17 protein-coding genes and 1 tRNA gene are annotated in these 23,396 nt (G+C 48.3%); 6 read left to right on the plus strand and 12 right to left on the minus strand.

Annotation, left to right across the window (positions count from 1 at the left end):
* The first annotated feature begins 13 nt into the window (after nt 1-13).
* A complete protein-coding gene (locus QOX26_RS03845; protein ID WP_283673565.1) occupies nt 14-226 on the plus strand; it encodes a DUF378 domain-containing protein in 213 nt (70 codons plus the stop codon).
* A 47-nt stretch (nt 227-273) separates the two neighbouring features.
* Here QOX26_RS03845 and QOX26_RS03850 read toward each other — a convergent pair whose 3' ends face one another.
* The 3 genes from QOX26_RS03850 to QOX26_RS03860 all read right to left on the minus strand — a co-directional run bounded on the left by QOX26_RS03850 (nt 274) and on the right by QOX26_RS03860 (nt 5,167).
* Nucleotides 274-1,563 carry an O-acetylhomoserine aminocarboxypropyltransferase/cysteine synthase family protein gene (locus tag QOX26_RS03850; RefSeq protein ID WP_283673566.1) on the minus strand — a complete coding sequence of 430 codons (1,290 nt, stop codon included), beginning with the start codon at nt 1,561-1,563 and terminating at the stop codon, nt 274-276.
* A gap of 218 nt (nt 1,564-1,781) precedes the next feature.
* The gene (locus QOX26_RS03855) at nt 1,782-3,602 is read right to left on the minus strand and encodes an LTA synthase family protein (RefSeq protein WP_283673567.1); all 1,821 of its coding nucleotides are present in this window, start codon (nt 3,600-3,602) and stop codon (nt 1,782-1,784) included.
* Nucleotides 3,603-3,775: 173 nt separating this feature from the next.
* Entirely contained in the window at nt 3,776-5,167 is a 1,392-nt protein-coding gene (locus tag QOX26_RS03860; RefSeq protein ID WP_283673568.1) for a glycine--tRNA ligase, read from the minus strand.
* A 152-nt stretch (nt 5,168-5,319) separates the two neighbouring features.
* Between QOX26_RS03860 and QOX26_RS03865 the strand changes: the two genes are divergently transcribed.
* The 4 genes from QOX26_RS03865 to QOX26_RS03880 all read left to right on the plus strand — a co-directional run bounded on the left by QOX26_RS03865 (nt 5,320) and on the right by QOX26_RS03880 (nt 8,964).
* Nucleotides 5,320-5,395: transfer RNA gene (locus QOX26_RS03865), tRNA-Ala, on the plus strand.
* An 821-nt stretch (nt 5,396-6,216) separates the two neighbouring features.
* Nucleotides 6,217-7,095 carry a helix-turn-helix domain-containing protein gene (locus QOX26_RS03870; RefSeq protein WP_283673569.1) on the plus strand — a complete coding sequence of 293 codons (879 nt, stop codon included), beginning with the start codon at nt 6,217-6,219 and terminating at the stop codon, nt 7,093-7,095.
* Between the two features lie 114 nt (nt 7,096-7,209).
* Nucleotides 7,210-8,085, plus strand: a complete 876-nt coding sequence (locus QOX26_RS03875; RefSeq protein WP_283673570.1) for an effector binding domain-containing protein — start codon at nt 7,210-7,212, stop codon at nt 8,083-8,085.
* A 186-nt stretch (nt 8,086-8,271) separates the two neighbouring features.
* Nucleotides 8,272-8,964 carry a Crp/Fnr family transcriptional regulator gene (locus QOX26_RS03880; protein WP_283673571.1) on the plus strand — a complete coding sequence of 231 codons (693 nt, stop codon included), beginning with the start codon at nt 8,272-8,274 and terminating at the stop codon, nt 8,962-8,964.
* Nucleotides 8,965-9,361: 397 nt separating this feature from the next.
* Here QOX26_RS03880 and QOX26_RS03885 read toward each other — a convergent pair whose 3' ends face one another.
* From QOX26_RS03885 to QOX26_RS03920, 8 genes are all read right to left on the minus strand, one after another.
* Nucleotides 9,362-9,772 (minus strand): hypothetical protein, encoded by a 411-nt coding sequence (locus QOX26_RS03885; RefSeq protein ID WP_283673572.1) that lies wholly within the window; start codon nt 9,770-9,772, stop codon nt 9,362-9,364.
* 4 nt (nt 9,773-9,776) lie between these two features.
* A complete protein-coding gene (locus tag QOX26_RS03890; protein ID WP_283673573.1) occupies nt 9,777-11,291 on the minus strand; it encodes a hypothetical protein in 1,515 nt (504 codons plus the stop codon).
* Between the two features lie 12 nt (nt 11,292-11,303).
* Nucleotides 11,304-11,834: an ATP-binding protein gene (locus tag QOX26_RS03895; protein ID WP_283673574.1), complete on the minus strand. Its 531-nt coding sequence runs from the start codon at nt 11,832-11,834 to the stop codon at nt 11,304-11,306.
* A gap of 84 nt (nt 11,835-11,918) precedes the next feature.
* The gene (locus tag QOX26_RS03900; protein WP_283673575.1) at nt 11,919-13,034 is read right to left on the minus strand and encodes a phospholipase D-like domain-containing protein; all 1,116 of its coding nucleotides are present in this window, start codon (nt 13,032-13,034) and stop codon (nt 11,919-11,921) included.
* A 38-nt stretch (nt 13,035-13,072) separates the two neighbouring features.
* Nucleotides 13,073-15,346 carry an AAA family ATPase gene (locus tag QOX26_RS03905; protein ID WP_283673576.1) on the minus strand — a complete coding sequence of 758 codons (2,274 nt, stop codon included), beginning with the start codon at nt 15,344-15,346 and terminating at the stop codon, nt 13,073-13,075.
* A 25-nt stretch (nt 15,347-15,371) separates the two neighbouring features.
* Nucleotides 15,372-16,049, minus strand: coding sequence for a hypothetical protein (locus QOX26_RS03910; RefSeq protein WP_283673577.1), 678 nt, complete (start codon nt 16,047-16,049; stop codon nt 15,372-15,374).
* Between the two features lie 4 nt (nt 16,050-16,053).
* Entirely contained in the window at nt 16,054-16,644 is a 591-nt protein-coding gene (locus tag QOX26_RS03915; protein WP_283673578.1) for a hypothetical protein, read from the minus strand.
* Between the two features lie 10 nt (nt 16,645-16,654).
* Nucleotides 16,655-17,515 (minus strand): hypothetical protein, encoded by an 861-nt coding sequence (locus QOX26_RS03920; protein ID WP_283673579.1) that lies wholly within the window; start codon nt 17,513-17,515, stop codon nt 16,655-16,657.
* Nucleotides 17,516-17,670: 155 nt separating this feature from the next.
* On the opposite strand from QOX26_RS03920, the gene QOX26_RS03925 reads away from it, so the two are divergent.
* The gene (locus tag QOX26_RS03925) at nt 17,671-18,174 is read left to right on the plus strand and encodes an RNA polymerase sigma factor (RefSeq protein WP_283673580.1); all 504 of its coding nucleotides are present in this window, start codon (nt 17,671-17,673) and stop codon (nt 18,172-18,174) included.
* Between the two features lie 55 nt (nt 18,175-18,229).
* Here the strand turns inward: QOX26_RS03925 and QOX26_RS03930 are convergent, their stop codons facing one another.
* Complete coding sequence (locus QOX26_RS03930; protein ID WP_283673581.1) at nt 18,230-23,365, minus strand: DEAD/DEAH box helicase; 5,136 nt, start codon at nt 23,363-23,365, stop codon at nt 18,230-18,232.
* Nucleotides 23,366-23,396 lie beyond the last annotated feature (31 nt).

A 23,396-nucleotide genomic window follows, 5' to 3' on the forward strand; every position in this document is an offset into this window, starting at 1 on the left:
GGAGGAATCGCATATGATTACTGATAAAATCGCACTGATTCTCGTCATCATCGGTGGCCTCAACTGGGGCAGCATTTCCCTGTTCGGCTACGACGTAGTCGCCGCACTGCTTGGCGGACAACTGAGCGTGCCCAGCCGTATCGTGTACGGTCTCGTCGGCCTTGCTGCCATCTGGTGTATCTCGATGCTGTTCCGTGAAAACCACGCCGAGCGGCACGCATCGTAACGTGAAAAAAATCCCGCCGAATCCGGCGGGATTTTTTATGTCAAGCTTTAGAACGCCTGCGCAAGATCGGCCAGAATATCACGGATATTCTCGGTTCCGATTGACAAGCGAATCGTATTTTGTCCGATGCCCTGCTCTTTAAGCTCCGCTTCAGAAAGCTGCGAGTGCGTGGTTGTTGCCGGATGAATGACAAGGCTCTTTGCGTCCGCCACATTGGCCAGCAGCGAGAACAGCTCCAGACGGTCGATGAACGCCTGCGCCTCTGCCGCGCCGCCCTTGATGTCAAACGTGAATATCGAAGCCGCGCCGTTCGGGAAGTAGCGGTCGTACAGCGGTTTGTACGGGCTTTCCGGCAGCGAGGGATGATTGACGCGCGCAACCTGCGGATGATTCTTCAGAAAGTCTACGACCTTCAGCGCATTTTCCACATGACGCTCGACGCGCAGGGACAGTGTCTCCAGTCCCTGCAGCAGCAGGAATGCGTTGAACGGCGAAATCACCGCGCCGGTGTCGCGCAGCAGCACTGCACGGATTTTGGTAACAAAGGCTGCCGGACCTGCAACCTCGCTGAACACCGCGCCGTGGTAGCTGGGATTCGGCTCGGTCAGGCTCGGGAACTTGCCCGATGCCTTCCAGTCAAACTTGCCGCTGTCGACGATTACACCGCCAAGTGAAGTGCCGTGGCCGCCGATGAACTTGGTCGCCGAATGGACAACAATGTCCGCACCGTACTCAATCGGGCGCAGCAGGAAGGGCGTTGCAAAGGTCGAGTCGACGACCAGCGGGATGCCGTTGTCATGCGCAACCTTGGCGACCGCCTCAATATCAATCAGATTGGCGTTCGGGTTACCGATGGTCTCAATAAAAATGCACTTGGTATTCGGGCGCACCGCGTCTGCAAAGCTGTTCGGCGCATCGGGGTCGACAAAGGTCGTCGCTACGCCGTATTCGGGCAGCGTGTGCGCGAGCAGGTTGTAAGTGCCGCCATAAATCGTGTTCGCTGCGACGATATGCTCGCCCGCAAAGGCAAGATTCTGGAAGGTGTATGCCAGTGCTGCCGCGCCCGACGCAACTGCCAGCGCTGCTACGCCGCCCTCAAGTGCCGCGATGCGCTTTTCGAGCACGTCCTGCGTCGAATTGGTCAGGCGGCCGTAAATATTACCCGGATCGGTCAGTCCAAAACGCGCTGCCGCGTGTGCGCAGTCGCGAAATACATAAGAGGTCGTCTGGTAAATCGGCACAGCGCGCGCATCGCTCGCCGGGTCGGGACTTTCCTGTCCAATGTGCAGCTGCTTGGTTTCAAACGCCCAGTTTTCCGTGTTCTTAATCGTAGCCATAATAGAATGCTCCTTTTTGTCGTTCAATAGGTGGATTGTTGTACAAAAAGCAGCGTCACATTCGACCGAAGCGGAAATTGGCGCGCAGCAGCTTATCAAAATAGAATCCCATCACCCGCGCCTCCATTTCATATAATTATTATAGGAATGATATGATTATAGCGAGGAATCTTCTTCCTGTCAACCCCCAAAAAGAAAAAAGCCGCCAAAGGCGGCATTTAAGCGGTAGTGTCACGGTAGTAATCCGCGTCCAGTATGGCAAGATTGGCCGAGACAAACCGCGCGGCGTATTGATTCATTTCGCCAATTTGCTCATCTGTCAGGCCGTTATTCCACTGCACCGTGCCGTTCTTGACATAGGCCTGGTCGGTCAGCCATGTGCGGTCGGCAAAGACTGCACATCCTGCGTAATTCAGATCAAACGCATCATATCCGGGCAATTCGCGCGGCACATCATAACCAAACAGGTTGAGCAGCGTCGGCAGCAAATCAACCGTCTGCATGGTTTTCTCAACTGCGAGCGGCGTACACCCCTTGTACCAGACAAAGGCAGGTGTTTTCTCCAAGATGCTGCTGCCCGCTTGCTCGGAACAGCGCTGCAGCAGGTCGGAATCGGTCAGGCCATAGGCATAATGATCGTCGTAAACCACAAGCACGGTATGATCGAGCAGCCCGTCCTGCTCCAATCGCGTGAGCAGAGCGGTAAACAAATCATCCGTCAGCCGTGCCTTTGCAAGCAGGCCATTGACCTCATATGCCCGGTCGGGGTCTGCATATTGCGGATACTGCTCCAGTGCGTAAGAGGTCAGTTCGTCCCGCTCATCATACCCCAGATGTCCGCTGTACGTTATGAGAAAATCGCAAAACGGCTGCCGCACGGTCATTTTCTCATACAGTTCATCACATTCCACCAGAAAGCGATCCACGCCCGCCTGCAGCTCATCTTCGGCATAATCGAGCGCCGAATGATAGGCTGAATAGCCAAACGCACGATGCATCTCGCCGCGGTTATAGAAGGTCTTTTCGCTCTTGTGGAACGAGGCAGTTGTATACCCCTGCTCTGCCAGTCGGTTGGCCAGCGAGTGAGAAAACACATTTTTACCGAGCGAATAAGCCGCGTTTCCGCTTGCCGGCGGATAAACGCCGGCCTGGCAGGCGAATTCGGTATTGAACGTATAGCCCGAGCTGTACTGCGGAGTATAAAAATTACTGAAGCTTATGCCTTCCCGCATCAGACGCGCGAGAGTAGGTGTTGTTTCATCGCTTACAACCCAGTCGTCTATGCTCTCGAGCTGTACCATAATGACGTTTTTGCCCTTCAGCAGACCGGTCATTTCGTTTTTCTCATGCGGCGGCTTCTGGTCAAAAAATGCATCGACCGCCTCGGCCTGCACCTGCTGATTTGTCCCGTCACGAAAGGCAAGCTGCGCATCTCGGGCGACATATTGATATAAGCCCGTCAGCGCCAAATCAAAGCTTGATGAGGAAAATCGGCTGTATTCATACGCGCTCGACTGCCACGAATCCCAGTCCGCTGCGTCCGGCGCAGCGCCGTACAGCATGGGCAGTACTGCCAGTGCGATGATGGAAACCGCTCCGGTCTTCCATTTTGGAAAAGCCGATAAATCAGGCAGTACGCTGCAGCCGATGACACCGAAAAGCACCGTCAAAACCACGAACAACACGAACTGCCAATCAACAATCTGACGCACAAAGCCGAGGTAATTTGCCCCCTCCCCCGCCAAGCGAAAGTCGGATAGATACAAAAAGGAATCGAAAATGCGATGATATCCATACTGCACAACCGCATAAACGCCCCACAGCGCATAGCACAGGCCATACATCACCTGCCCCGCGTGATGCGGCACAAATGACAGCAGCACCATGCACAGCGCACCCCAGCACAGCGAAAAAAGATGCGGCACAGGCATGTATATCGGGTAGTACTCCCAGCTTGCCGTCATGATACGCAGCGTCAGGTCGAGCAGCCAGAACATGCCTCCGCACAGCACTGCGCTCGCAATTACGTTTCGATCCATCCTTCTCCCCCTTTTCAGTCAGAAAACAGTATAGGGGATTGCGCATCAAAATACAACACGGATTTTGCACAAATTTTACCTTTTCTCACACCTATGTCCGCATACAAAAAGAAAACGGACGCAGTTGCGTCCGTTTTCGGATGAGGAAGGCAATACCGCCCTCTCCACCAGGATTAGAATTCGATTTTCTTTGCGATATAAGCCGCAACATCCTCAATCTTGATGCGCTCCTGCTCCATCGTATCGCGGTCACGCACGGTCACGCAGCCGTCCTGCTCGGTCTCAAAGTCCACGGTGACACAAATCGGCGTGCCGATTTCATCCTCACGGCGGTAACGCTTGCCGATTGAGCCGGCGTCGTCAAAGTCCACCGAGAACTGCTTGGCGAGCTGCTGCCAAATCGGCATCGCCTGCTCAGTCAGCTTCTTGGAAAGCGGCAGTACGGCGGCCTTGAAGGGTGCAAGTGCCGGATGCAGACGCAGCACGGTGCGGACATCGTCCTTGCCGTTCTTGTCCTGACCGACCACTTCCTCATCATACGCCTCGCACAGGAATGCAAGCGCCACACGGTCTGCGCCGAGTGAAGGCTCGATGACGTACGGAATATACTTTTCGTTTGCTTCCTGATCGAAGTACTCCATCGAAACACCCGAGGTGTTCTGGTGCTGCTTCAGGTCGAAATCGGTGCGGTCGGCAATGCCCCACAGCTCGCCCCAGCCAAACGGGAACATAAACTCAATGTCAGTGGTGGCATTGGAGTAGTGGCTGAGCTCCTCCGGATCGTGGTCACGCAGACGCAGATTTTCGTCCTTCATGCCGAGTGCAAGCAGGAAGTTGTGGCAGGCATCCTTCCAATACTTAAACCACTCCAGATCGGTGCCGGGTTTGCAGAAGAATTCAAGCTCCATCTGCTCAAACTCACGGGTACGGAAGGTAAAGTTGCCGGGTGTAATTTCATTGCGGAAAGACTTGCCCACCTGACCTACGCCGAAGGGAATCTTGCGGCGAGTGGTGCGCTGGATGTTCTGGAAGTTGACGAAAATGCCCTGTGCCGTCTCGGGGCGCAGGAAAAGCTCGTTCTTTGCGTTCTCGGTAACACCCTGGAAGGTTTTAAACATCAGGTTGAACTGACGAATATCGGTGAAGTTGTGACCGCCGCAGTTGGGGCAGGCGATCTGATGCTCATCGATATAGTCCTTCATCTTCTGGTTGGACCAGCCGGCTGGATTCTCGCCGGTGGTATCTTCAATCAGCTGATCGGCACGGTGACGGGTTTTGCATTCCTTGCAATCCATCAGCGGATCGGAAAAACCGCCGACATGGCCGGAAGCAACCCAAGTGGTCGGATTCATCAGAATTGCAGAATCGAGGCCAACGTTCCACTGGCTTTCCTGCACGAACTTCTTACGCCATGCCGCCTTGACGTTGTTCTTAAACTCAACACCAAGCGGGCCGTAATCCCACGTATTTGCAAGGCCGCCGTAGATTTCCGAACCGGAATAAACGAAGCCACGGCCCTTGCAAAGGGCGACGATTTTTTCCATGGTCTTTTCGCTGTTTTTCATTTTTACTCTCCTTTGGCGCATCTGGCTGATACGCTCGATTTTTGCCAGCTCCTTCATAAAAAGGGCTTGACATACAAATATTCTACCTGTATAATTATAAATTGTCAAGGGAAAGCGGAGATATCTCCGCTGACCGGAGAAAAGTATCTTTTGGGCCTGTAGCGCAGCTGGGAGCGCGTTCGGTTCGCATCCGAGAGGTCGAGGGTTCGAATCCCTTCAGGTCCACCAAATTGACCCAAAACGAACTCAAATCGTCGATGGTCACATCAGAATGGCTGTCCTGTGTTACACAGGACAGCCATTTTGCATCCGAGAGATACGCTTCGTAAGCACATCGATGTTTTGGCCAGTTTCAAGGGCTTTAAAGCGATTTTGTCTCTCTCGTTTTCTTTGGTGAACAGTTTCCGACCTTTTCTTCTAAAGAAGTTTTGCCGGTCATGGCTGCCTGACAGTGGCCGCAGAATAGCTTGGCACTCAACATGTAACCTTCAAAGCCTTTGCGCGCGCAGGGGCTTTTTTCTTTTTCTCCATCATAATCCTATACCTTACAGAACAGGTCATTGCCGACAATGCGGGACAGACCGTCCGGCACTTCTGCCCCCCCGGTAGATGGAGCCGCCAATATACCGCTTGAAGCAGCTCCTTTTCCCCGTCCGCAATCATGCGCAAAACTCCGCGCGATGGTCTAGGGGGGAAATGATCCGGCCAATATACTACGATTATCCGTTGTGCCGCGCATACTCATCGCACGTATTTAGTTGATTTTTGATGTTCTGTCAATCTGCCTAGCAGAAGAGTTGCGAGCATAGAAGACGATGTTCCTTTCTTTCGCGCCTTCCGCCAATTGATTTCTTGAAGAGACTCTCCAAACTCGTCAAAATCCTCCGGTGTAGGTTTCTTTTGTTATGCGGTACAATCTGTGATACACTGGATTTCAACAGCTCCGATGTGAATGGAGCAGCAGACCCGTCTGAAACTGAACACAGCAAGAATGGTCGAGAAATTTTCTTTCCACTCTGCGATAATCAAGGAGTCAGGAGGTGAAACAGATGACAGAGAAAACCCGAGCCGTGCAAAGAATGCAGGACTATATTGCGGCACATTTTACCGAGCAAATCACACTGGCCGAGCTTGCCGATGCTGCGCTATTTTCGCCGTTTTACGCTGCGCGAATTTTCAAGGAGCTCACCGGACTTTCCCCTGCGGACTATATTCGGCGGGTTAGATTGTCTCACTCCGCGCTGCAGCTGCGGGATGAGCCCTGCAAAATCATTCACGCAGCGTATAATGCGGGATTTGAAAGTGTTGATGGCTATCAGCGTGCATTCTTGCGCGAATTCGGCTGCAATCCCGGTGAATATGCGCGATGCCCGGGGCCTTTGCCACTGTTCACCGCCTACGGTGTGAAATTTCGTGAATTGTGGAAGGAGCCAAATGAGATGGAAACAGTTGCAAATGTATTTGTTCAGCTTATCGATAAGCCGGCACGGCGAGTCCTTATTAAGCGCGGCACGGCAGCAGCGGGATATTTTGACTATTGCCAAGAGGTCGGGTGTGAGGTATGGGGAATCCTGACCAGCATGAAGTCGCTTTGCGGTGAACCGGTTTGTCTGTGGCTGCCGATGGCGTACCGTACGCCGGGCACCTCGGAATATGTGCAGGGTGTTGAGGTAGAGCCGGATTACAACGGCGTGATACCGGAAGGCTTTGACAGCATCAACCTGCCGGCTGCAAAGTACCTGATGTTTCAGGGAGAGCCCTTTGCCGAGGAGGATTACTGCAAGGCCATCGAGGCAGTGCAGGCGGCGATGAACCGTTATGATCCTGCTGTGATCGGCTATGTGTGGGACGATACCAATCCACGGATTCAGCTGGAACCCAGAGGAGAGCGGGGGTATATTGAGCTGCGTGCTGTGAAGGCAGTGTAAGAACGGTCTGTATTGTCCGTGGTGTTTTGAAATCTGACATCACACCGCACAGGAAGTCAGGCTTTCTCCGCCAAAACCTGCGATAATCAATGACATACAGAAGGAGAATGGTTCATGGATTGGATTACCGGAATACAGCGTGCGCTGGATTACACGGAAGCACATCTGACCGAAGAAATTGATTACGAGGAAGTGGCGAAGCAAGCCTGCTCTTCCTCGTTTCATTTCCAAAGGATGTTTGGAATGCTTTGCGGTTTTTCGCTCGGCGATTATATTCGTATGCGTCGGCTGACGCTTGCGGCCTATGAGCTGCAGCAAAAAAACGATAAGGTTATCGACATTGCCATGAAATATGGGTATGACACGCCGGAAAGCTTTTCAAGGGCGTTTGCAAGGTTTCACGGGATCAGTCCCACCGATGCAAGGCACGGCGGAAGTGTAAAATCCTTCTCCAGACTGTCAGTCAAATTAATTTTAACAGGAGGCAACACGATGGATTACAGGATTGAGACAAAAGACGCGTTTCAGGTCATCTGCAAGAAGAAGCAGGTTGCAAAGCCCCAAGGCGAAACCGCTACGGCCGATATCTCCGCATTTTGGAATGCGTGCAGCGCGGATGGCACGATGGATGTTCTGTGCAGGTATGGCAGCTTTGAGGCGTTCGGCGGTATCCTTGGAATCTGTTTCTCCGGCGAGATGGACAACTCAGCCTTTCCCTATGGAATCGGCGCGCAGTATAATGGAACGGCTGTCACGGACAAGGGTCTGGAGCTTATCGAGATTCCGGCGCATACCTACGCGGTCTTTACATGCAGAGGCAAAATGCCGGACGCGTTTCAGAAGACGTATCAGCAGATTTGTACGGAGTTTTTTCCGCAGAGTAATTATGAGTACGGCAACGGTGTAGAGTTAGAGGTTTACCCCTCAGCGGATACGCAGAACCCGAATTACACCTGTGAAATCTGGATTGCGGTGAACGAGAAAAAATGAGCGCAACCTTAGTTTTCCAAAAAGAAAAGTCATGGCTGCACCTAAGTGGTGCGGCCATGACTTTTTTTATGACACCCAATTGCTCCCGCTGCCGGTTTTGCGTATATCGGTTGGACTTGACCGGATGCGCAGGTTGTATTACAATAGAACCATCATGATGTTGAAAATTCAACAAGGAGGATGGGTATGGAACAGCACATAGATTTATATCAGGACAATCCCTTGTTTACCGGCGTGGAGGAAACGTCGCTGCTTCCGCTATTGCAATGCCTGCAGGCCAAAAAGAGCACCTATACCAAAGGCACTACGATTTTTGCGGCCGGCGAGCAGGTGACAAAGCTCGGCATCGTCCTCGCCGGCCGCATCAATACGCTGTATGAGGATGTGCTCGGCGGGAGAAGTATCATCAGCTCAATTAACCCCGGGCAGCTATTTTGCGATGCCTTCTGCTGCACCAAGGATCAGTATCTGCCTGTTCACGTTGTGGCGCAGACCGATTGTGTGGTGTTGCTGATTGATGTGGATTTGATTCTGCACACCTGTCCCCATGCCTGCAGACAGCATCAGCTGCTGAGTGAAAATTTGGTGCACATGCTGGCTGAAAAATATGTAACGCTCAATCAAAAGATGGTGCATCTATCCGGCAGAACGACCCGACGGAAGCTGCTGTCCTACCTGTTTGAGCAGGCGAAGCTGGTAGACGGACGCCCCTTTGCCATTCCGTTTACACAGCAGGAATTGGCCGACTATCTGTTTATCGACCGCAGCGGGCTTTCGACGGAACTTAATCGCCTGAAAAAAGAGGGAATTCTGGAACTGGATAACGGGATGTTTACCTTGCACCTCGCGCCCTGCGCGGGAAATGATTGTGACAACTAACGGATTGTTCCGTGCTTGTCCGAAAAATGCAAACAAAAGAAGGCAGCAAGTGTTATACTTGCTGCCTTCTTCGTGGTGAATCCGGACGGCTAAATAAGAGGTTAATGTACTTTACGAGTGGATTTTTCCATAGAATCTTCTAACCGATTTTGGGACACAGGATAAGGTATACCAAGTTGCGCAAATTGAAAAACGGATAAAAAGAAAGATAGGAGCAATCTTTCGATTACTCCTATCTCCCGAATGTTCACTGTCCTTATGAACATTCGACATGGCAAAGGTTGATAATTTTAATACTAATGAAACTATTCTCGGTAATCGAAAGCACTTGTGTAGTAATCGCAAGCGCAAGTATCAATCGAAAGCATCGGTTTGAAGTGCATTACTAACACATACTTCAACCAATCTTGTTGGGCTCTTCATTATCCGTTTGTTCTACTGATAGATATATAAACGATTGCGGTGGTAAGCTAATATTGAAGTCTCGTAGCTCTTTCGGCGGATCATACCGTATTACTTGTCCCAGTTGGTAGGCGTAAGCAACTTTGCAATCTTTGAAATACTCCCGGTACTTATCACGGGATATACCCGCAAATTTCTTAGTACGCTCCCACAGTGCAGTAGGTGAAGCTGATATTGTTTCTATAATTTGTACCTCTCCGACGACTTTCATTATCGGTGCCGTCGAGTACATCAGAATTTTGTCGACTGTCTTGTTGGCTAACCGCTTTCGGAATTCGTATTTTTTTGAACCGGCAAAGATCCTCTCGACATATTCCGGATTTATTGATAGTAATATTGACTCCAAGAATTTACCTCCAGTAACGACTCAAATCAGTTTGAGCCTCGCTTAGTATCATATTAAATTGTTCGTCTGATATTCGTGTGAACGGTCTCGGACCGCCCGGGAACGCAATTATATCGTTATCCCATAAAAACTTCAAAATAGGGCGCTTTGCAAAACTCTTCACGAAAACGAATTTCAAAACAATTTGATTGCCTCGATGCTGCCGCCAGAATCGTTCTAATTCATCATTCGTAAACACGCTCCGATTCTGAACATGACCCATGTATTCTTCCTTTGATACAAAGCCGCTTATAGCTTCTTCAACGATAGCAACGGAGGTCAATACCGCCGTGTGCCCGGCGTTGCCCTGCACTCCGTTTCTGTAAAATATAACGATGTCCCCGGGGTGAATATTTCTTTCCGGCGCAAACGATATGTATACCTTTTGCAAGGCATAGCGATAAGGAGTCTTTGCTAAGAAATCGCTCTCGTTCTCATTCCGCAAAATCGAATCCGGCAGCAGGGATGTGTGGTATTGCGGAAGAATCGGCAGTATGAACTTCTGCGCTCCATAAATAAGATTCGGGAAGTTTTGTCGCGGAGAAAGCTCGGGAAGGTACTGCCTCATCTGCTTGGTCAAAACCGTTTCGCCTGTGCTTATTTTCGTACCATAATTTTCAAATCCCCAGCGAGAAAGCAACATTGCGAGTGTCTCAAGTTCCGTACGATCTTCAAACAGCGTCACATATACTTCGTCGACATTCCGTTCAATTGCGTTGTCTAGAATTATCTTTATAAACCGCTCTCCCAGTCGAAAGCCAGTTGCGACAACTTTGAATGTTCCGACCTTCAACCGCTTCTTCGTTTGAAAGCGCGGCGAGATATCAGAATAGTTTTCCTCCGCGTTTTCCGTCTTCAAGTATAGAAATCCAAGCAGTTGGCCCGTGTCGTCCCGGCAGATGTATGCATCTTCATCACATTTCCTGCTGAACCAGGCATCAAAGCCGACATATGCGTTCCTCAAGCTATCAAAAAACTCATTGTGCACATCAAGCGTCCCAATTGTAACCTTCTGCACCGCGAGAGCCTTATATTCGATAAGGTCGGGATTTTCGCTTGTGGCGATTGTAAGAAAGGCATTTATAGAGAGGACTTTGTGTCCAAGACCTAGTAATTCTGCTTTTCGCCGAAGCCGTTTATCTTCCGTAATAAGAATGTCAACGCGTCCCTGATAAACTTCGTTGAGTAAGGCAGTGTCAACCCTATCGTTTTCATTTTTGTCTGTTGTCGCAGCGATAGCTGCCACCTGCTCTGCCATCGGTGCCTGCGTCTTTAGCTCCTGATACGCATCGAGCTTGAGCGTCATTGCTTCTGCTGGATCTGAATACTGATACTCAGCAATCTCTTTTTTTGTCAACGGATGTATGAGCTTGTCATACTTCAGTTTATCAAGCCAGCGAAATAAATGGCCAATGCTGTAATTGGTCATTTTCTTATTTTCACGGTAGATAATAATGTTGGTATCCAGCAGGACTCTCATGGCTTACCCTCCTTAGCAAAGCAGCGAAGCGACATGGTTTGGGTCTCTATCCGTAAATGTCATTCTGTAAATATCAAGAGGACATTTTAGATGTCTGGAAATACGCTCGCTTTGCTCCCGTTCTTTTTCAATCAACGCAGAAACGCTTTTTTCTGAATAATTCTTTCCATCACGGCGGTGCAAATTTACGATAATAGTCTGGACATCAGACTCTAACAAAATGATTCGTGTGATATTCAGTGCAGAGTAGACCGATTCTGGCAAAACTTCGACGCGATTATCAGCATCGAAAATGCAAAAATGTCCGGCGAGGATAATCCGCTCATTCTCACGGTTGAGCTCCCTTACACGTTTTGCTAACAGGATCTGGTTGTTGTCCTTGTCAGTAACAGCTTTGTTAACGCCGTACTGTTCACCATTTACCGCGCTGATTAAATCGCCAGCCGAGAATGCTGGTATATGGAGCCGTGCTGACAAAGTCGAACACATCGTACTCTTGCCGATCCCGTACACTCCTGCGATAAATATCGTTGAACCGTTCATTATTGCACCTTCCTCTTCCCAGTTTATATGACCATTTTAACTTGGGCATTCGCTGAACGCATAGGCATTCACGTAGTTACAAGGCTATGTATTCGTGTTATCGATGTCTGGATTTACTTTGGCAACTTTCCATTGGTCTGTAAAATAGATTGCGGTGCTTAACGCAGAGAGTATTTTCACTATTTCAGCAAGGAAGTCGTCAGCTTCTTCGCTGAAAGCGTCATGTAAGGAAGAAAACATCTCAGCCGCACGATTTACTGCTTTTCCAGCATATAAGTCTAAGTTTTCATCATATGCCTCAGAGGTATAATCTCTTTCCAAGATTTCATTAGCTTCATGATCTGCGTCAAAGGTCACAAGCTGGTACAGTGTGCCGTCTTCAGAGATTACTTCCTTTAACCAGTCGATACTTATGGCATCAAACTGCGCCTTTAGTTTCTCAAGCGCATCGTTATATTCCTCATTTTCTTCGTCATAAGTATCATCTGCCGCCCCGCAGATTGACTCAAGTTCATCGAGATCTCTGTAAAGGTCATGGAGGTCGCTCACATCGATAAATATTGAATCCGCAACCACCATTTTTGTTCTCTCATAGTCCGTGTAAAGGTCTTGGAGCATCTTGCTGTGGTGTTGTTTAAACTTAGCATATAGTGAAATAACAAAAAGTCTGAAAGCGCTAAAGTTCTCATCAAAATAGGATAGCGAGTTCTCTCGCACCGAGTCAAAGAACTCCGCATATATTTGTTGAATAAATGCTTTATCCTCAATTAAAACCCCCGACTCGATATTATTAGCGCTTTCGTTCGAGTAATTTGCAGAGCCAATATAAACAATATTTTCTGTGCCTATCAATTTTGCATGGTTATTTACATTAAAATATGGCATGAACTGTTTTGGAAATTTATCTGGATTTAGCTTGGACAAATAAATATGAATGTTATCCCTTGCGGTAGAACGCATATGCTCTCCTTTTGGAGAGCGATAGTATGTGTCCATGCGAGACGGCACATTCGTAATAATTTGCACGTCCGCATCAGTTACTCTTAAGGCATCCAAAAGCTCGTCGTATTGAACACTCTTTGATATGTTGTACGTAATAATTCTTATGGTTTTTGCTGCCGGGAAATTATTAAGTACTTCTCGATAGTTCAAATCCCCATCGAGCGATACGAATCGTCCACCACTAAATCGCAACTCCATAATAGCTTTATCTCCTAATAATGTGTAACCAGCGCCTTTTATTTTACATTCATCATCATGCTGTAGTGTTGTGCCTGCTCGGTCACCTTGAATATCTTCTCAAACACAGTTCTTATCTGCTGTGGCTCAATAGCGGAAGCATCGAAGAACAGACCATCATTGAAACCGCGCGCTCCGATATTTAGAACCGCAAGCATAGCTGCTGCCACATTGTAGTCGGTTTTATCGATAGAACCATCCGAAAGCGTAGTTTCAAAGCGATGTCGGTTCTTTTCCAACAGGTCAGATCGCAGGTCGCCGCTGGAATAACCACATATCTGAAGGTAGTAGTATTCCAAAATGCGCCGCGTCACGTTGATGAGTGCAATCGAATCAGTCGCTGTTCTGTACTCTTCCCAAAGAGAGTCATAGGTGTTTTTCACTGGTGAATAATTAACCTTGCCGCCTCCAATACGGCCATCAGGGTGCGTACATTCAATGATGTACGACTGATTGCTCTCGCGCTTCTTCAGCTCGTATATGCCTACACATTCGTTTTCTGCAACCCTGTTATAAGAAACTTCTTTGAAGAAGAACGGGTTGTGCGTCAGGCAGAAGAATTGTTTAATGTGGTCGTTTTGACTGCCATGATCTGTCATCCGATAGTTGTTATAGCAAATGGCAATCAAGTCCCGAACGAGAGACGCCACAGTAAACATACTGCTGCTGTCCATGCTGGAAACGGGGTCATCGATGACCACGATCTTATTGACAGTTTTTCCGTCATCGGACTGGCTGCCAACGACCATGTGATAGAAATAAAGGAAAGCAATGAAGTGACGCTCACCCTCGCTGAGCCCTTTTGCGACCTTCTCATCGGTTTCCCGTATCAGCTCATAGACATACTGTGCGCCTGGTTTTTCCCGTAGATAAAAGCCTTGAAAACCAGCGGCTTTCAGAAGCGCATTTATGCTGTCCTTGGCGACGGTCGTGTTCACGGTCTGCTGGTTCAAACGCCCGATATCAGCTTGTAGAGCGTCGGAGGCTTCCTTCGCCGTACCCATTTCGCCGCTAAGCCGCTCGATATCGGCGGTGTGCCGTTCTTTTCCGCCCTTATGTACAGCAATCTCAGACCGGCACATAAACGCCATGAGCTGCCACACCTGCGCGACGCAATCCTGCTGCTTTTTCCCTTTTGCGTCGATAACGGCATTATACTCTTTGATTTTCGCATTAATCTGCTCAATTACACCATTGATGTCAAGAAGGATGTCCGATAAATCCGCAAGGATGACTGTCTTCGCGGGGTCGTCAGTTTTCTGTTTCAAGAGAGCCACATTGTTTTGTGCCCGCTCCATGAACAGGTCGAATTTGGTCTTGTACTCCGAAAGCAGCTCACAGGTGAACGGATTCTTGCTGTTCTCGGTGAGAAGTGCGTGTATGGCGTTTAATGCAGCTCGGTATGCCGACACAAACTGTTCCAGCTCGGTAACGCTCTTTTTATACTGCTCGTCAAAGCAGGACGCAAGGTCAGCCTCAAACGTGTCCGGCAAGTCCTGCTGACAGTATGGGCATTTCCTTCCTGCCTCATGCTGGTATGCCTTATGCCCTTGACTGAGCCAGCCGGAAGCATTCAATGTGCGGACGAAGCTGGCGAAGGCAGAATCGCTGCTCCCAACGATAGCCTCTCCAAGGAGAGTCGATGTGGGAATGGTGGCAACATCAATAGGTTTGTACTCAATGAACCGCGTGTCTGATGCTCCATAAGCGACTGCATGTAGTTGGAAGAGAGCCGCTTCATCTATATCTACTGGGGAGCAGGTTTCCAGATGGGCGACGAATTTCTTCTTGTCGCGCGTATATCCGGCCTGTGTCTCTTTGTACTGTGTTCTGACAGACTCGGTCATGTCCCATATGGTTTTCTCGTATACGGCATCGACCTTTTTCTGTTTTTCTCGCTCGTCAGCGATCTTACCGTCGATGGCCTTGATTTTTGCGTCAAGCGCTCGCTTTTCCGCAGTCTTTTTATCGACTTCGGCTTTGATTTCCGCATTCTGTTGTGTGATGGTGAAAACGCCGGGAATATTGCCGTAGCTCTGGATATTGTCGGCGATGAATTCCTCATTATAGACCATTAGTGTATAATCACCAGGTGTTGAACCGGGAATCCACTCTGTTGCGGCAGGAACGCCTATGTTCTTGGCGAGGGTAGATTTTCCGGTTCCATTGTTGCCAAAGAAAAAGTTGATAAGCGTCGGCTCAAACATCACCCCGGAGAAAGTGTGGTCGTTCAGCGTGATTTTTTGTATCGCCGTCTTGATTCTGTTTTCCATATGCGCTCCTTTCCGTGCCGCGGCTTTATTCGATATCGACGTGCAGCCGCGCCATTGCGTCGATCAGATTGCAGTCCTTGATCGACCAGTGTTCTTCATCGAGCTCGTTCCGAAGGGATGCGTGTACCATGCCAAGCAGTCCGATATTCTGGTTCAAGAGCTGTTGTGATATGCCTTGGAAGCCAGAGAAGCATACCTTAATGGTTTCGCCTTGCGCCCTCATATCTGTGATTCGTCCAAGCAGTGCCGGATGGCTTGCTTCGGTATAGCCGAAGTGCATATTCCTCTTTGCGAAAATACACGGCATACTTGTGAGCTCGGAAACTACGGCTGGTGTAAGGTCGAAATATCGCTCCTTATGCTCTGAGTCGGTGTATTTCCGCAGAGCGCAGCTCTTGGCGATGGAGAAAACGCCGTAGTTATAATCCTCGTTCTCCAGAACGAACAAACAGTAGCGCTCCTGATTCAATGAAGCCCATTCCAGCTTATGGCTCACTTTTTGCGGCGCTGGCTGAGCGGCAAACATTGACATGAGTCCCTGCATAAGCTCCGGCGTAGGGCAGTTGATATTCAGGTTTATTGTTCCGGCGTTTGTACCTACCTGAATACCGGCGCCGGTGTTGACCATTCCGTGCGTGGCCTGTGGAAATGCAACTGCTATGGACTGTGCGGCAGCCGGTACTATTCTATTTTTATCTGCCATTCAATCACCCCCACATAGCAACACCTGCGTCCTGTAACACTTGTATTAAGTTGATATTCTTTATCGCCCAGTGCGTTCGGTACGATTCATACCCATTCACGGTATCAAGTGCATATTCGTTCTCAAGTAGCACCTTGACCGGGATTGGATAGAGCTGTCGGAAGTAAACCATCACACCGTTTTGCTGTTTGCGGACATCTGTCACAAACGCAAATACGGCGTTTTTCTCGCTTGGAGTGGTTTTACAATATTCATCAACAATAATAGACGGAAATCTCTTTATTTCCGCGATTGCGTTATCATCCAAAGGAGTAAAGCGGCTCTTTAATTCCGGCGTCATATACTCGGTTAATGCACGGTCTTTCGGCACAAGCAGATGGTCGGAGATAAATGGGTCAAAGCCAATGAACAGATTGTAGTAATCGGTATTGGCTGGCCTCTGCTGACCATTCGAGCCGGTTATTATCAGGTTAACCGTTGGGGAAAAAGTGTCGGCGTGGCCAACCTGAACGCCTTTCCCGTAATTGTTGTATGTACTCACCTCCGGAACGGTTTGCTGTAGGCCGTCCGATATGCTCTTCAGCTTGTCCTCCATATGCAGCCCCTCAATTTATGTTGATTGTCAGAGTCCCGTTGAGCTCTTCAATCTGCACACCCTTGCCGTAATTGTTCATGATAACCTGTTTTTTGGCCTGTGAAGCGGCCTCCGTCTGCTCAGAACGCGGGCTTTCATCACTTTTGGGGGCGTCATCCACTATTTCGGCTTCGACCGGTGGTATGTCATCATCTTCCGTCCGTTTCGCTTCAGCGGCATCTTTATGCCCTTTGCAGGGGTAGACCCGCTCGATATGCGTTCCCAAAAGTGTCGGCTTCCAGTCCGTAATCGTGCTGCGACCGAGGATGTTCGTCGGTCGATGAAGCAAGATATAGTGCCAAACTCCGACGAGAAATGGCTGAAAGCAAATCTCCGTAGCCGCAAGGATCTGTTCTCTTGTCGAGGGAGAGCCATCCTCATTTATATAGAACATATCTGTATCCGGAATGATGTCATCCCGGATTATTTCCACGAGCGTCTTTACGAGGCGCTCGTCTTTTTTTGCTGTTGTATCAACATCAAGATAATCTTTGGCAAACGCAGTCATGCGCGACAGCGCCGTCTGATAGTCATTGCGGACACACTCATTAAACGCACGAATCTCGGCAGAATCCTCGCTAAAAGGCAGGTATGTACCGCACTCCTTCCGGCAGTTTTTATATGCAGAAGTGTTCTCTTTGAATGTACCACCGGCGGGCGCGGTAAAATCAGGACTCATCACCTGAATAAACGCCAGCATGGTTTCAGGGTCGGAAAGACCGTCGCGTTTGCTCATGAAGTGCTCTCGCACACCGTTCCTTGACGGATGCGCTTTCATCAAATGTGTCAAAAAAACCCCGCCGCACAAATACGGAATGCCTTGATTCGACATCGGCTCTCCTCCTAAAAACTAATATCGTTGCTATTGTTACTATCGCTGCCAACCATAGCGCGACAACCTTACTAACTATTGGATAGCTCCTGTGAGAGATCACGGGGGCTTTTTCCTTCCTGTGATCCTCAACAAAAATCACAGGAGGAAAACTTATGCCAAACAATGAAGACCGCCCGCAAATCAAGAAACACTACATCTATGATCCCGCCACCAAGCAGCGCATTCCCGTCAGCGACGAGGTCTACAACGAGTTCTACCGTCCAATCTGGAACACATTCCGTAAGGCGCACCGCCACGGCTGCTGTTCCTGCCCCGGAAGCAAGTGGTGGCTCTGCGGCGGCGACTGCGCCGTCTGCAAGTACCACACTGCCGGGGACAGCCTTTCGCTCGACTACGAGCGGGAGGTGGTCGGCGACATCCGTGAGGACGAGTCCACCGACATCGACTCTATCGTGATTGACCGTATCATCTTCGCTCAGCTCCTTAAGAGGCTGGACGAGCTGATGCCGGAAGCTCGCCGCATTGGGGAGCTTCGCCTCGATGGTCTTTCGGACAGCGACATCGCAGATATTACCGGCATACCACGCACGACATTCCTATCAAGGCTCAAAAAAGCCAAGGCCAAGCTTCACGCCGAGTATAGTGACCTGATCTAACCCGGGCAGGCTCTCCGGCTACCATTGTGGCGGCCGGGGAGCTTTTCCGTTTGGATCAGAAGAATGTAAGCTCTTTGTTTTTTCGAGCAACATCCTCATCGTAGGTTTTTTGAATGTTTCCAAACTGGATAGTGACATACGTCTTCCCAGAATTAATCGCTCTCTTCACGACATACCCATCTCCGTATTTTTTACTTACTACGTCTCCGCGCTTTTTAGTGTTATGGGCAGGCTGAGTCTCAACAGAGACAGGCAGCAACTTATTTTTATCAGCAACCGGCAGGTTAGGTTGCGGAATCCGCACAGTTACATTCCTATGAACCTGAACGTCAACGGCTGTATCCTCACTTCGTATTTCATATGTTTTTTCGGGCAGGCCGTATACATTAACGCTTTGATGACCGGTTGAAAAAGTGTTTTCCTCAAGGTAATCGCTGGTTCCAAACATCAATTTTTCCAAGTCGTGCGAGTGCCACTCTGTGGCATGTTCCTCTTTGGCGAGACGTTCCACTCGCTTGACCAATCTCAGATTATCAACATTTTCGGTATCATCATCGGGCATTACAATAAACAGGTAATCTTGCGCCCGACTTATAGAAACATTGATAATGTTCTTCTTATTGAGGAACATCTCCTTAGAAGAAGATATCGAAGGCGGAGCATTGAAGACGGCGATTATAATATCGCATTCATCTCCCTGAAACCCGTGTATTGTGCCTACCTGAACACTGACAGACACAGGAAGACTCACCGACGCCATCAGCTTGTCTATCAAATCTGCCTGAGCTCGATACGGCGCTATAATACCTATCGTGAAATTACGCTGTGTTCCTTCATTTGCCCTCGCAATATTTTCGGCAAGGAAGCTCGTAAACTCAAAGGAGAACAAGGCAGAGTAAATATGGTACGAACTGCTATGCTGTAGCCTTTTTGAGCGGGTAATGCTCTCATATTTCGTTACCGGAAATTTCACGATATTCAAAGCGGATATATTTAACCCGCAGTCAACATTGAGTAGTTTTGCGCTGTCTGCCGTTCGATTATGCTTCAAAATCCCGCCATAAGCAAACTTGCTGAATACGCTGCCAATTGCCGGGATGCTTCGATATTGTGTCGTAAGTAGTGTGACCGGGTATTTATACGGGACAGTAACAGGATCAACAAATGAGTCAAGCTGAACCATTGTGTATATGTTTTCGTTTTTCCACAGATCAATTGCTGTAATGGGTTCTATTTGAAATGGGTCTCCGGCAATATAGAATTTTCTCGGAGTCTTCTTGTACAAGGGATAAACGATATTTGCTATCGGAATCATTGAAGCCTCGTCTACCACGATGTAATCCCAGTTTATTCTATTTATGAAAATGCGCACGCCATCCGGCATGAAAAAATCATATGGGAATCTGGCGATCGTTGTGACTGTGATTGTCCGCTTCAGCTTACGAATATCGAATGTTTTATCGCGGAACACCTCACTCGCTTCAATAGCTTCATCGTTAGTGATGCCAAATCGCACAAGCCAGTCAATATAGGAAGTATCGCTCCCCATGGTATCCATTAGTCTGCTCACAAGAACATCGGCGGACTTATTTGTTGGCGTCAAGACGAGGACTTTTAAATCTTCTTGCTGCTGCATCATCGGAATCAGTATATTTCTTACAAGGTGCGTTGTTTTGCCTGTACCGGGAGGGCCAAATACAAACTCAATGTTTTCACAAAGGTTTTGCTGCATGTTATAGTCATCATCATACCCCAAAGCTGCAAACTGCTTACGGAGTTCCTCCAATAAGAAGACCGGGCTTTTTGCGTCAATGCGTGCTTCAGTAACAGCAGAAAGATCAATGCCGTCAATGTCTGCATTTGTCTTCAGCTTGACTCTGAGCGTATATGATTTTACGTTTGCGACCTCTATAGCAACAGTTTTCGTCTGATCTCCAAAGTGTAACACGAGAGGGATGTCAGCCAAATCCTCCATAAACTGAGGAATATAGCGACTCGGGTATTTCAACACAAGCGTTCGCTGCGTTCCGGCTTCTCTTTCTACGCGGGCAAAACTGATAGATACTTCCTTACTGTTCAGATTGTTCGCGTTGCTGGTCAGTGTTTCCATTTCGAGCAGAGTATTAAACCAGCAGAAAGAGTATTTTTCAGCATTTACAGCACGCTGCTGAAGGCCTTCAAAATAAGCAATCTTGTCTATTTCGATTGCACTCTTCTGCTTTGCCTGTTCAATCCTCTTGCTGTAATCCACCTGACGAGGCGTAAACTCATCTTCATCAATCTCTTCGTCTGTGCTGTCATCCGGTTCGGACTGAACAATATCATTACGCGTCGGCTGCTGCTTCGTCTGCCGCGCAATATCCCTTATCACTTTTGATGAAGGCTTGCGATTGTAACCCTCATTCCCACTACCTACGTCTTCACCGAAATTCTCCTCGTCACCTATGTCATCTTCGGAATCGGAGTCGTCGTTTGACACGGTCCCAGTAGGCGCTTGCGGTCCTTTTTGTGGACGTGCGGCATTTGCAGCTTCTCTCTGCTTTTTAATAAACGCAATCTCTTCCAAGTCGTCCTCGGTTAATCCGAGCGCTTCGGCTTTCTTAGCCAATTCAATACGTTCTCTTTGCTTATCTGTCAGATTATCATTGCCATCATCATCTTCGTCAGAACATGAAGCATCAGCAATTTGCAAAAAGGCGAATAGGCTTGAAACGTTTTCTGACGCAGTATCATATGTGCTTGCGATTTCATCGCTTGTTATATCGCCCGCTGAAACGAAGTCACCAGTAGCGTTTACGAGCCATTTCTCTGTTCTTAGTAGAACAACATCAGCGGCCTCAAACGATTGCGAATAACTGGAATAATAGTAGTAACTACAGGAGCCTGTTAAAAGATAGGATAAACTGTGATATGTCTCACAGAGACCAACAAGGGTGTCCCACAGCAGTTTTGATTTTTCGACACTCTTGGTCTCCTTAATAGCCTCTACTAATTCCTTGCAGCCATCAATGATGTTTTCACTCCACGAGCGCTCGCGCGTTGAATGCGGCATAGGAAGATTCCGCCTGCTTGCTTCGGAATAATCGATCGTTCTCTTCACAATGGAGATGCTTTTCCTTATGCCGAGCTCGGTCAAAAATGATACGAGTTGTTTCTCATTCGATGCACCGACCAAGTCGAGATACTCATCATACGCCACAAAGAGTGCGTCCTTCTTTGTTTCAAAATACTCTGCGAGTTCTGGCGTTGGGAAATATAGAGCGGAGGCTTTTTCTCTATAACGGTTATTTCCAATATAATATATAATAAATTTTAAGCTCTTTATCTGTTCAATAAAATCGTCGACTTCTTCCTGCGGGCACTGTTTATAATACCTGAAGAAAATCCGAAAATCCGGGTCTGGATTTATCCTGTCGCCACTTTGGTATTTGGGCAGAATGATGTTATAAATCTGGTCCCTTATCGAAGGCTTCTTAATGCCGATTTTCTCCAAAAAGGCAAACGTACCTTTATTGGTAAGAAGCTCCGAATAGACTGTAGTGTATCCACTTAAGTCTTTGTCGGGGAGAAACAAAATCAGATGCTCTGATGAATCAAATGCAGCTACAGCCTTACGGTCTTTGTCAAGAAATATCGGCATTTCCTTGATGCTGTCAGTTCTCTTGGTAGTCTCAGAAAGCCATTTGTAGAACACATGAAGCCATGCTATGGGTTGTTTTTCAATAAATTCCGCGCTAATCCCCTTGATTGACTTTGTCCGTTTGCGATAATACGAATCCCAGACGGTACGGCCGCTGATGATTGCGTTCTCATCTAACCACGTATTGACTATTTCATCGACATATGAAGCCAGCGCTTTATTTCCACGTTGAATCTCATCACGCCCCATGGAAACAAACACCCAATGCGCTTCAGGAATCTCGCAGATATCAGCAAGCTGCTCATCAGCAAACAATTCCGCCAATTGCGGGACTGCGGCCCAACAAGCAGTATCTTTTGCGCAGTACCCATCTCGTGCTGGCAGTATTGCTTCTGTTAAGAGAACATTCTTTATCTCGGTAAAGAACGGCATAAAGGAAATATGCCGCTTATCATTGACATCAGTAAAGCTGTCTCCGTCGGTGGGTATTATGGACAGAATAGAGTCGTCAATAAGCCTTGCTGACTTTTCTATGCCTATGTCGCGAAGATACAGCAAGCTGTCGGATGCCAGCTTTGCCAACAGCGCAACCATATGATTGTTGTGAGCAACGCCTGCCCGTATTCCTTCACGGCTGTCTGTCAGCAGAAACGGTGCGTGTATCAGGAAATTAAGGCCGGTGTTTTCTTTGGTCGGGAAGAAACAAAATGCAGGTTCTTTCTTGGGAAGCAGTTTTTTATCTTTGTCAAGAAAAAAGCCGACGGAATACTTTCTTCCGGCTTCATCCTCGCGCGTGAATAGCCACAAATGCTGATCAACTATGTCTTCACCGCTGTTTTGCGTAAGCGTAATAAATTCTGCTGTTGAATCACCAATACGCCTTGTTTCAGGTATACTTTTTCCATATAGACCGATAACATCTTCAAATTCAAAATCAATATCCCGCAGACTGCTCAAAAAGAGAAGTGGGTAAGAGAGTGATCTCAGTTTCTCTGCTATATCGCTGTATGCCTCTTTTTGACCGCGTTCGGCATGGTCAAAAGGAAAAACGAACAGTGTTTCATTTGCTCTGCGCCCCTCAAAATCCTCTTCAATAAAAGTGGGAACAATGAAGCGGTCAATGCGAAAATGGACATTTGGATCATAGATATAAGGCGTCGATGTGTACTGAAAAACGGCCTTAAATCCAACACCAAATTTGCCGATAGATGCCGCCGTTTTGTTGGAGTTGGCGATTGAAGTAATTGAGTTAATATCCCCAAGCCTACCAGCTGCAGAGTCTTCATCTTCATGTGAAGGGTCTGTTACGGAAAAATGCCGGGTGCCGTTGTGTATAAAGATTAGTCTGTCCGGTTCAAGAATGAAACGCGCACTTGTAGCGCCAGCGTCGTCGGCGTTTTGGAGAAGCTCATATATAAAATGAGCTTGGTCCGAGTACTTTTCAACAACGCTATTCTTTATACCTCTCATTGAGGGCTTTTCAAGGGTGTCGGCGCTTTCGGCACGGTCTGCTGTGAGTGCAGCAAAGAATCGCTTCTCTTGCTCAGTCATCTTGTCATCCCCCAATCTTTCAAAAACATAT

The sequence above is a fragment of the Butyricicoccus sp. Marseille-Q5471 genome (assembly GCF_951230135.1).
In the GTDB taxonomy this organism is placed as follows: domain Bacteria; phylum Bacillota; class Clostridia; order Oscillospirales; family Butyricicoccaceae; genus Agathobaculum.

Excerpts from the sequence above, each read along its gene's own strand:
- QOX26_RS03845 (WP_283673565.1), top strand. The coding sequence starts at position 14 with ATGATTACTGATAAAATCGCACTGATTCTCGTCATCATCGGTGGCCTC.
- QOX26_RS03850 (WP_283673566.1), bottom strand. The coding sequence starts at position 1,563 with ATGGCTACGATTAAGAACACGGAAAACTGGGCGTTTGAAACCAAGCAG.
- QOX26_RS03855 (WP_283673567.1), bottom strand. The coding sequence starts at position 3,602 with ATGGATCGAAACGTAATTGCGAGCGCAGTGCTGTGCGGAGGCATGTTC.
- QOX26_RS03860 (WP_283673568.1), bottom strand. The coding sequence starts at position 5,167 with ATGAAAAACAGCGAAAAGACCATGGAAAAAATCGTCGCCCTTTGCAAG.
- QOX26_RS03870 (WP_283673569.1), top strand. The coding sequence starts at position 6,217 with ATGACAGAGAAAACCCGAGCCGTGCAAAGAATGCAGGACTATATTGCG.
- QOX26_RS03875 (WP_283673570.1), top strand. The coding sequence starts at position 7,210 with ATGGATTGGATTACCGGAATACAGCGTGCGCTGGATTACACGGAAGCA.
- QOX26_RS03880 (WP_283673571.1), top strand. The coding sequence starts at position 8,272 with ATGGAACAGCACATAGATTTATATCAGGACAATCCCTTGTTTACCGGC.
- QOX26_RS03890 (WP_283673573.1), bottom strand. The coding sequence starts at position 11,291 with ATGAGAGTCCTGCTGGATACCAACATTATTATCTACCGTGAAAATAAG.
- QOX26_RS03895 (WP_283673574.1), bottom strand. The coding sequence starts at position 11,834 with ATGAACGGTTCAACGATATTTATCGCAGGAGTGTACGGGATCGGCAAG.
- QOX26_RS03900 (WP_283673575.1), bottom strand. The coding sequence starts at position 13,034 with ATGGAGTTGCGATTTAGTGGTGGACGATTCGTATCGCTCGATGGGGAT.
- QOX26_RS03905 (WP_283673576.1), bottom strand. The coding sequence starts at position 15,346 with ATGGAAAACAGAATCAAGACGGCGATACAAAAAATCACGCTGAACGAC.
- QOX26_RS03910 (WP_283673577.1), bottom strand. The coding sequence starts at position 16,049 with ATGGCAGATAAAAATAGAATAGTACCGGCTGCCGCACAGTCCATAGCA.
- QOX26_RS03915 (WP_283673578.1), bottom strand. The coding sequence starts at position 16,644 with ATGGAGGACAAGCTGAAGAGCATATCGGACGGCCTACAGCAAACCGTT.
- QOX26_RS03920 (WP_283673579.1), bottom strand. The coding sequence starts at position 17,515 with ATGTCGAATCAAGGCATTCCGTATTTGTGCGGCGGGGTTTTTTTGACA.
- QOX26_RS03925 (WP_283673580.1), top strand. The coding sequence starts at position 17,671 with ATGCCAAACAATGAAGACCGCCCGCAAATCAAGAAACACTACATCTAT.
- QOX26_RS03930 (WP_283673581.1), bottom strand. The coding sequence starts at position 23,365 with ATGACTGAGCAAGAGAAGCGATTCTTTGCTGCACTCACAGCAGACCGT.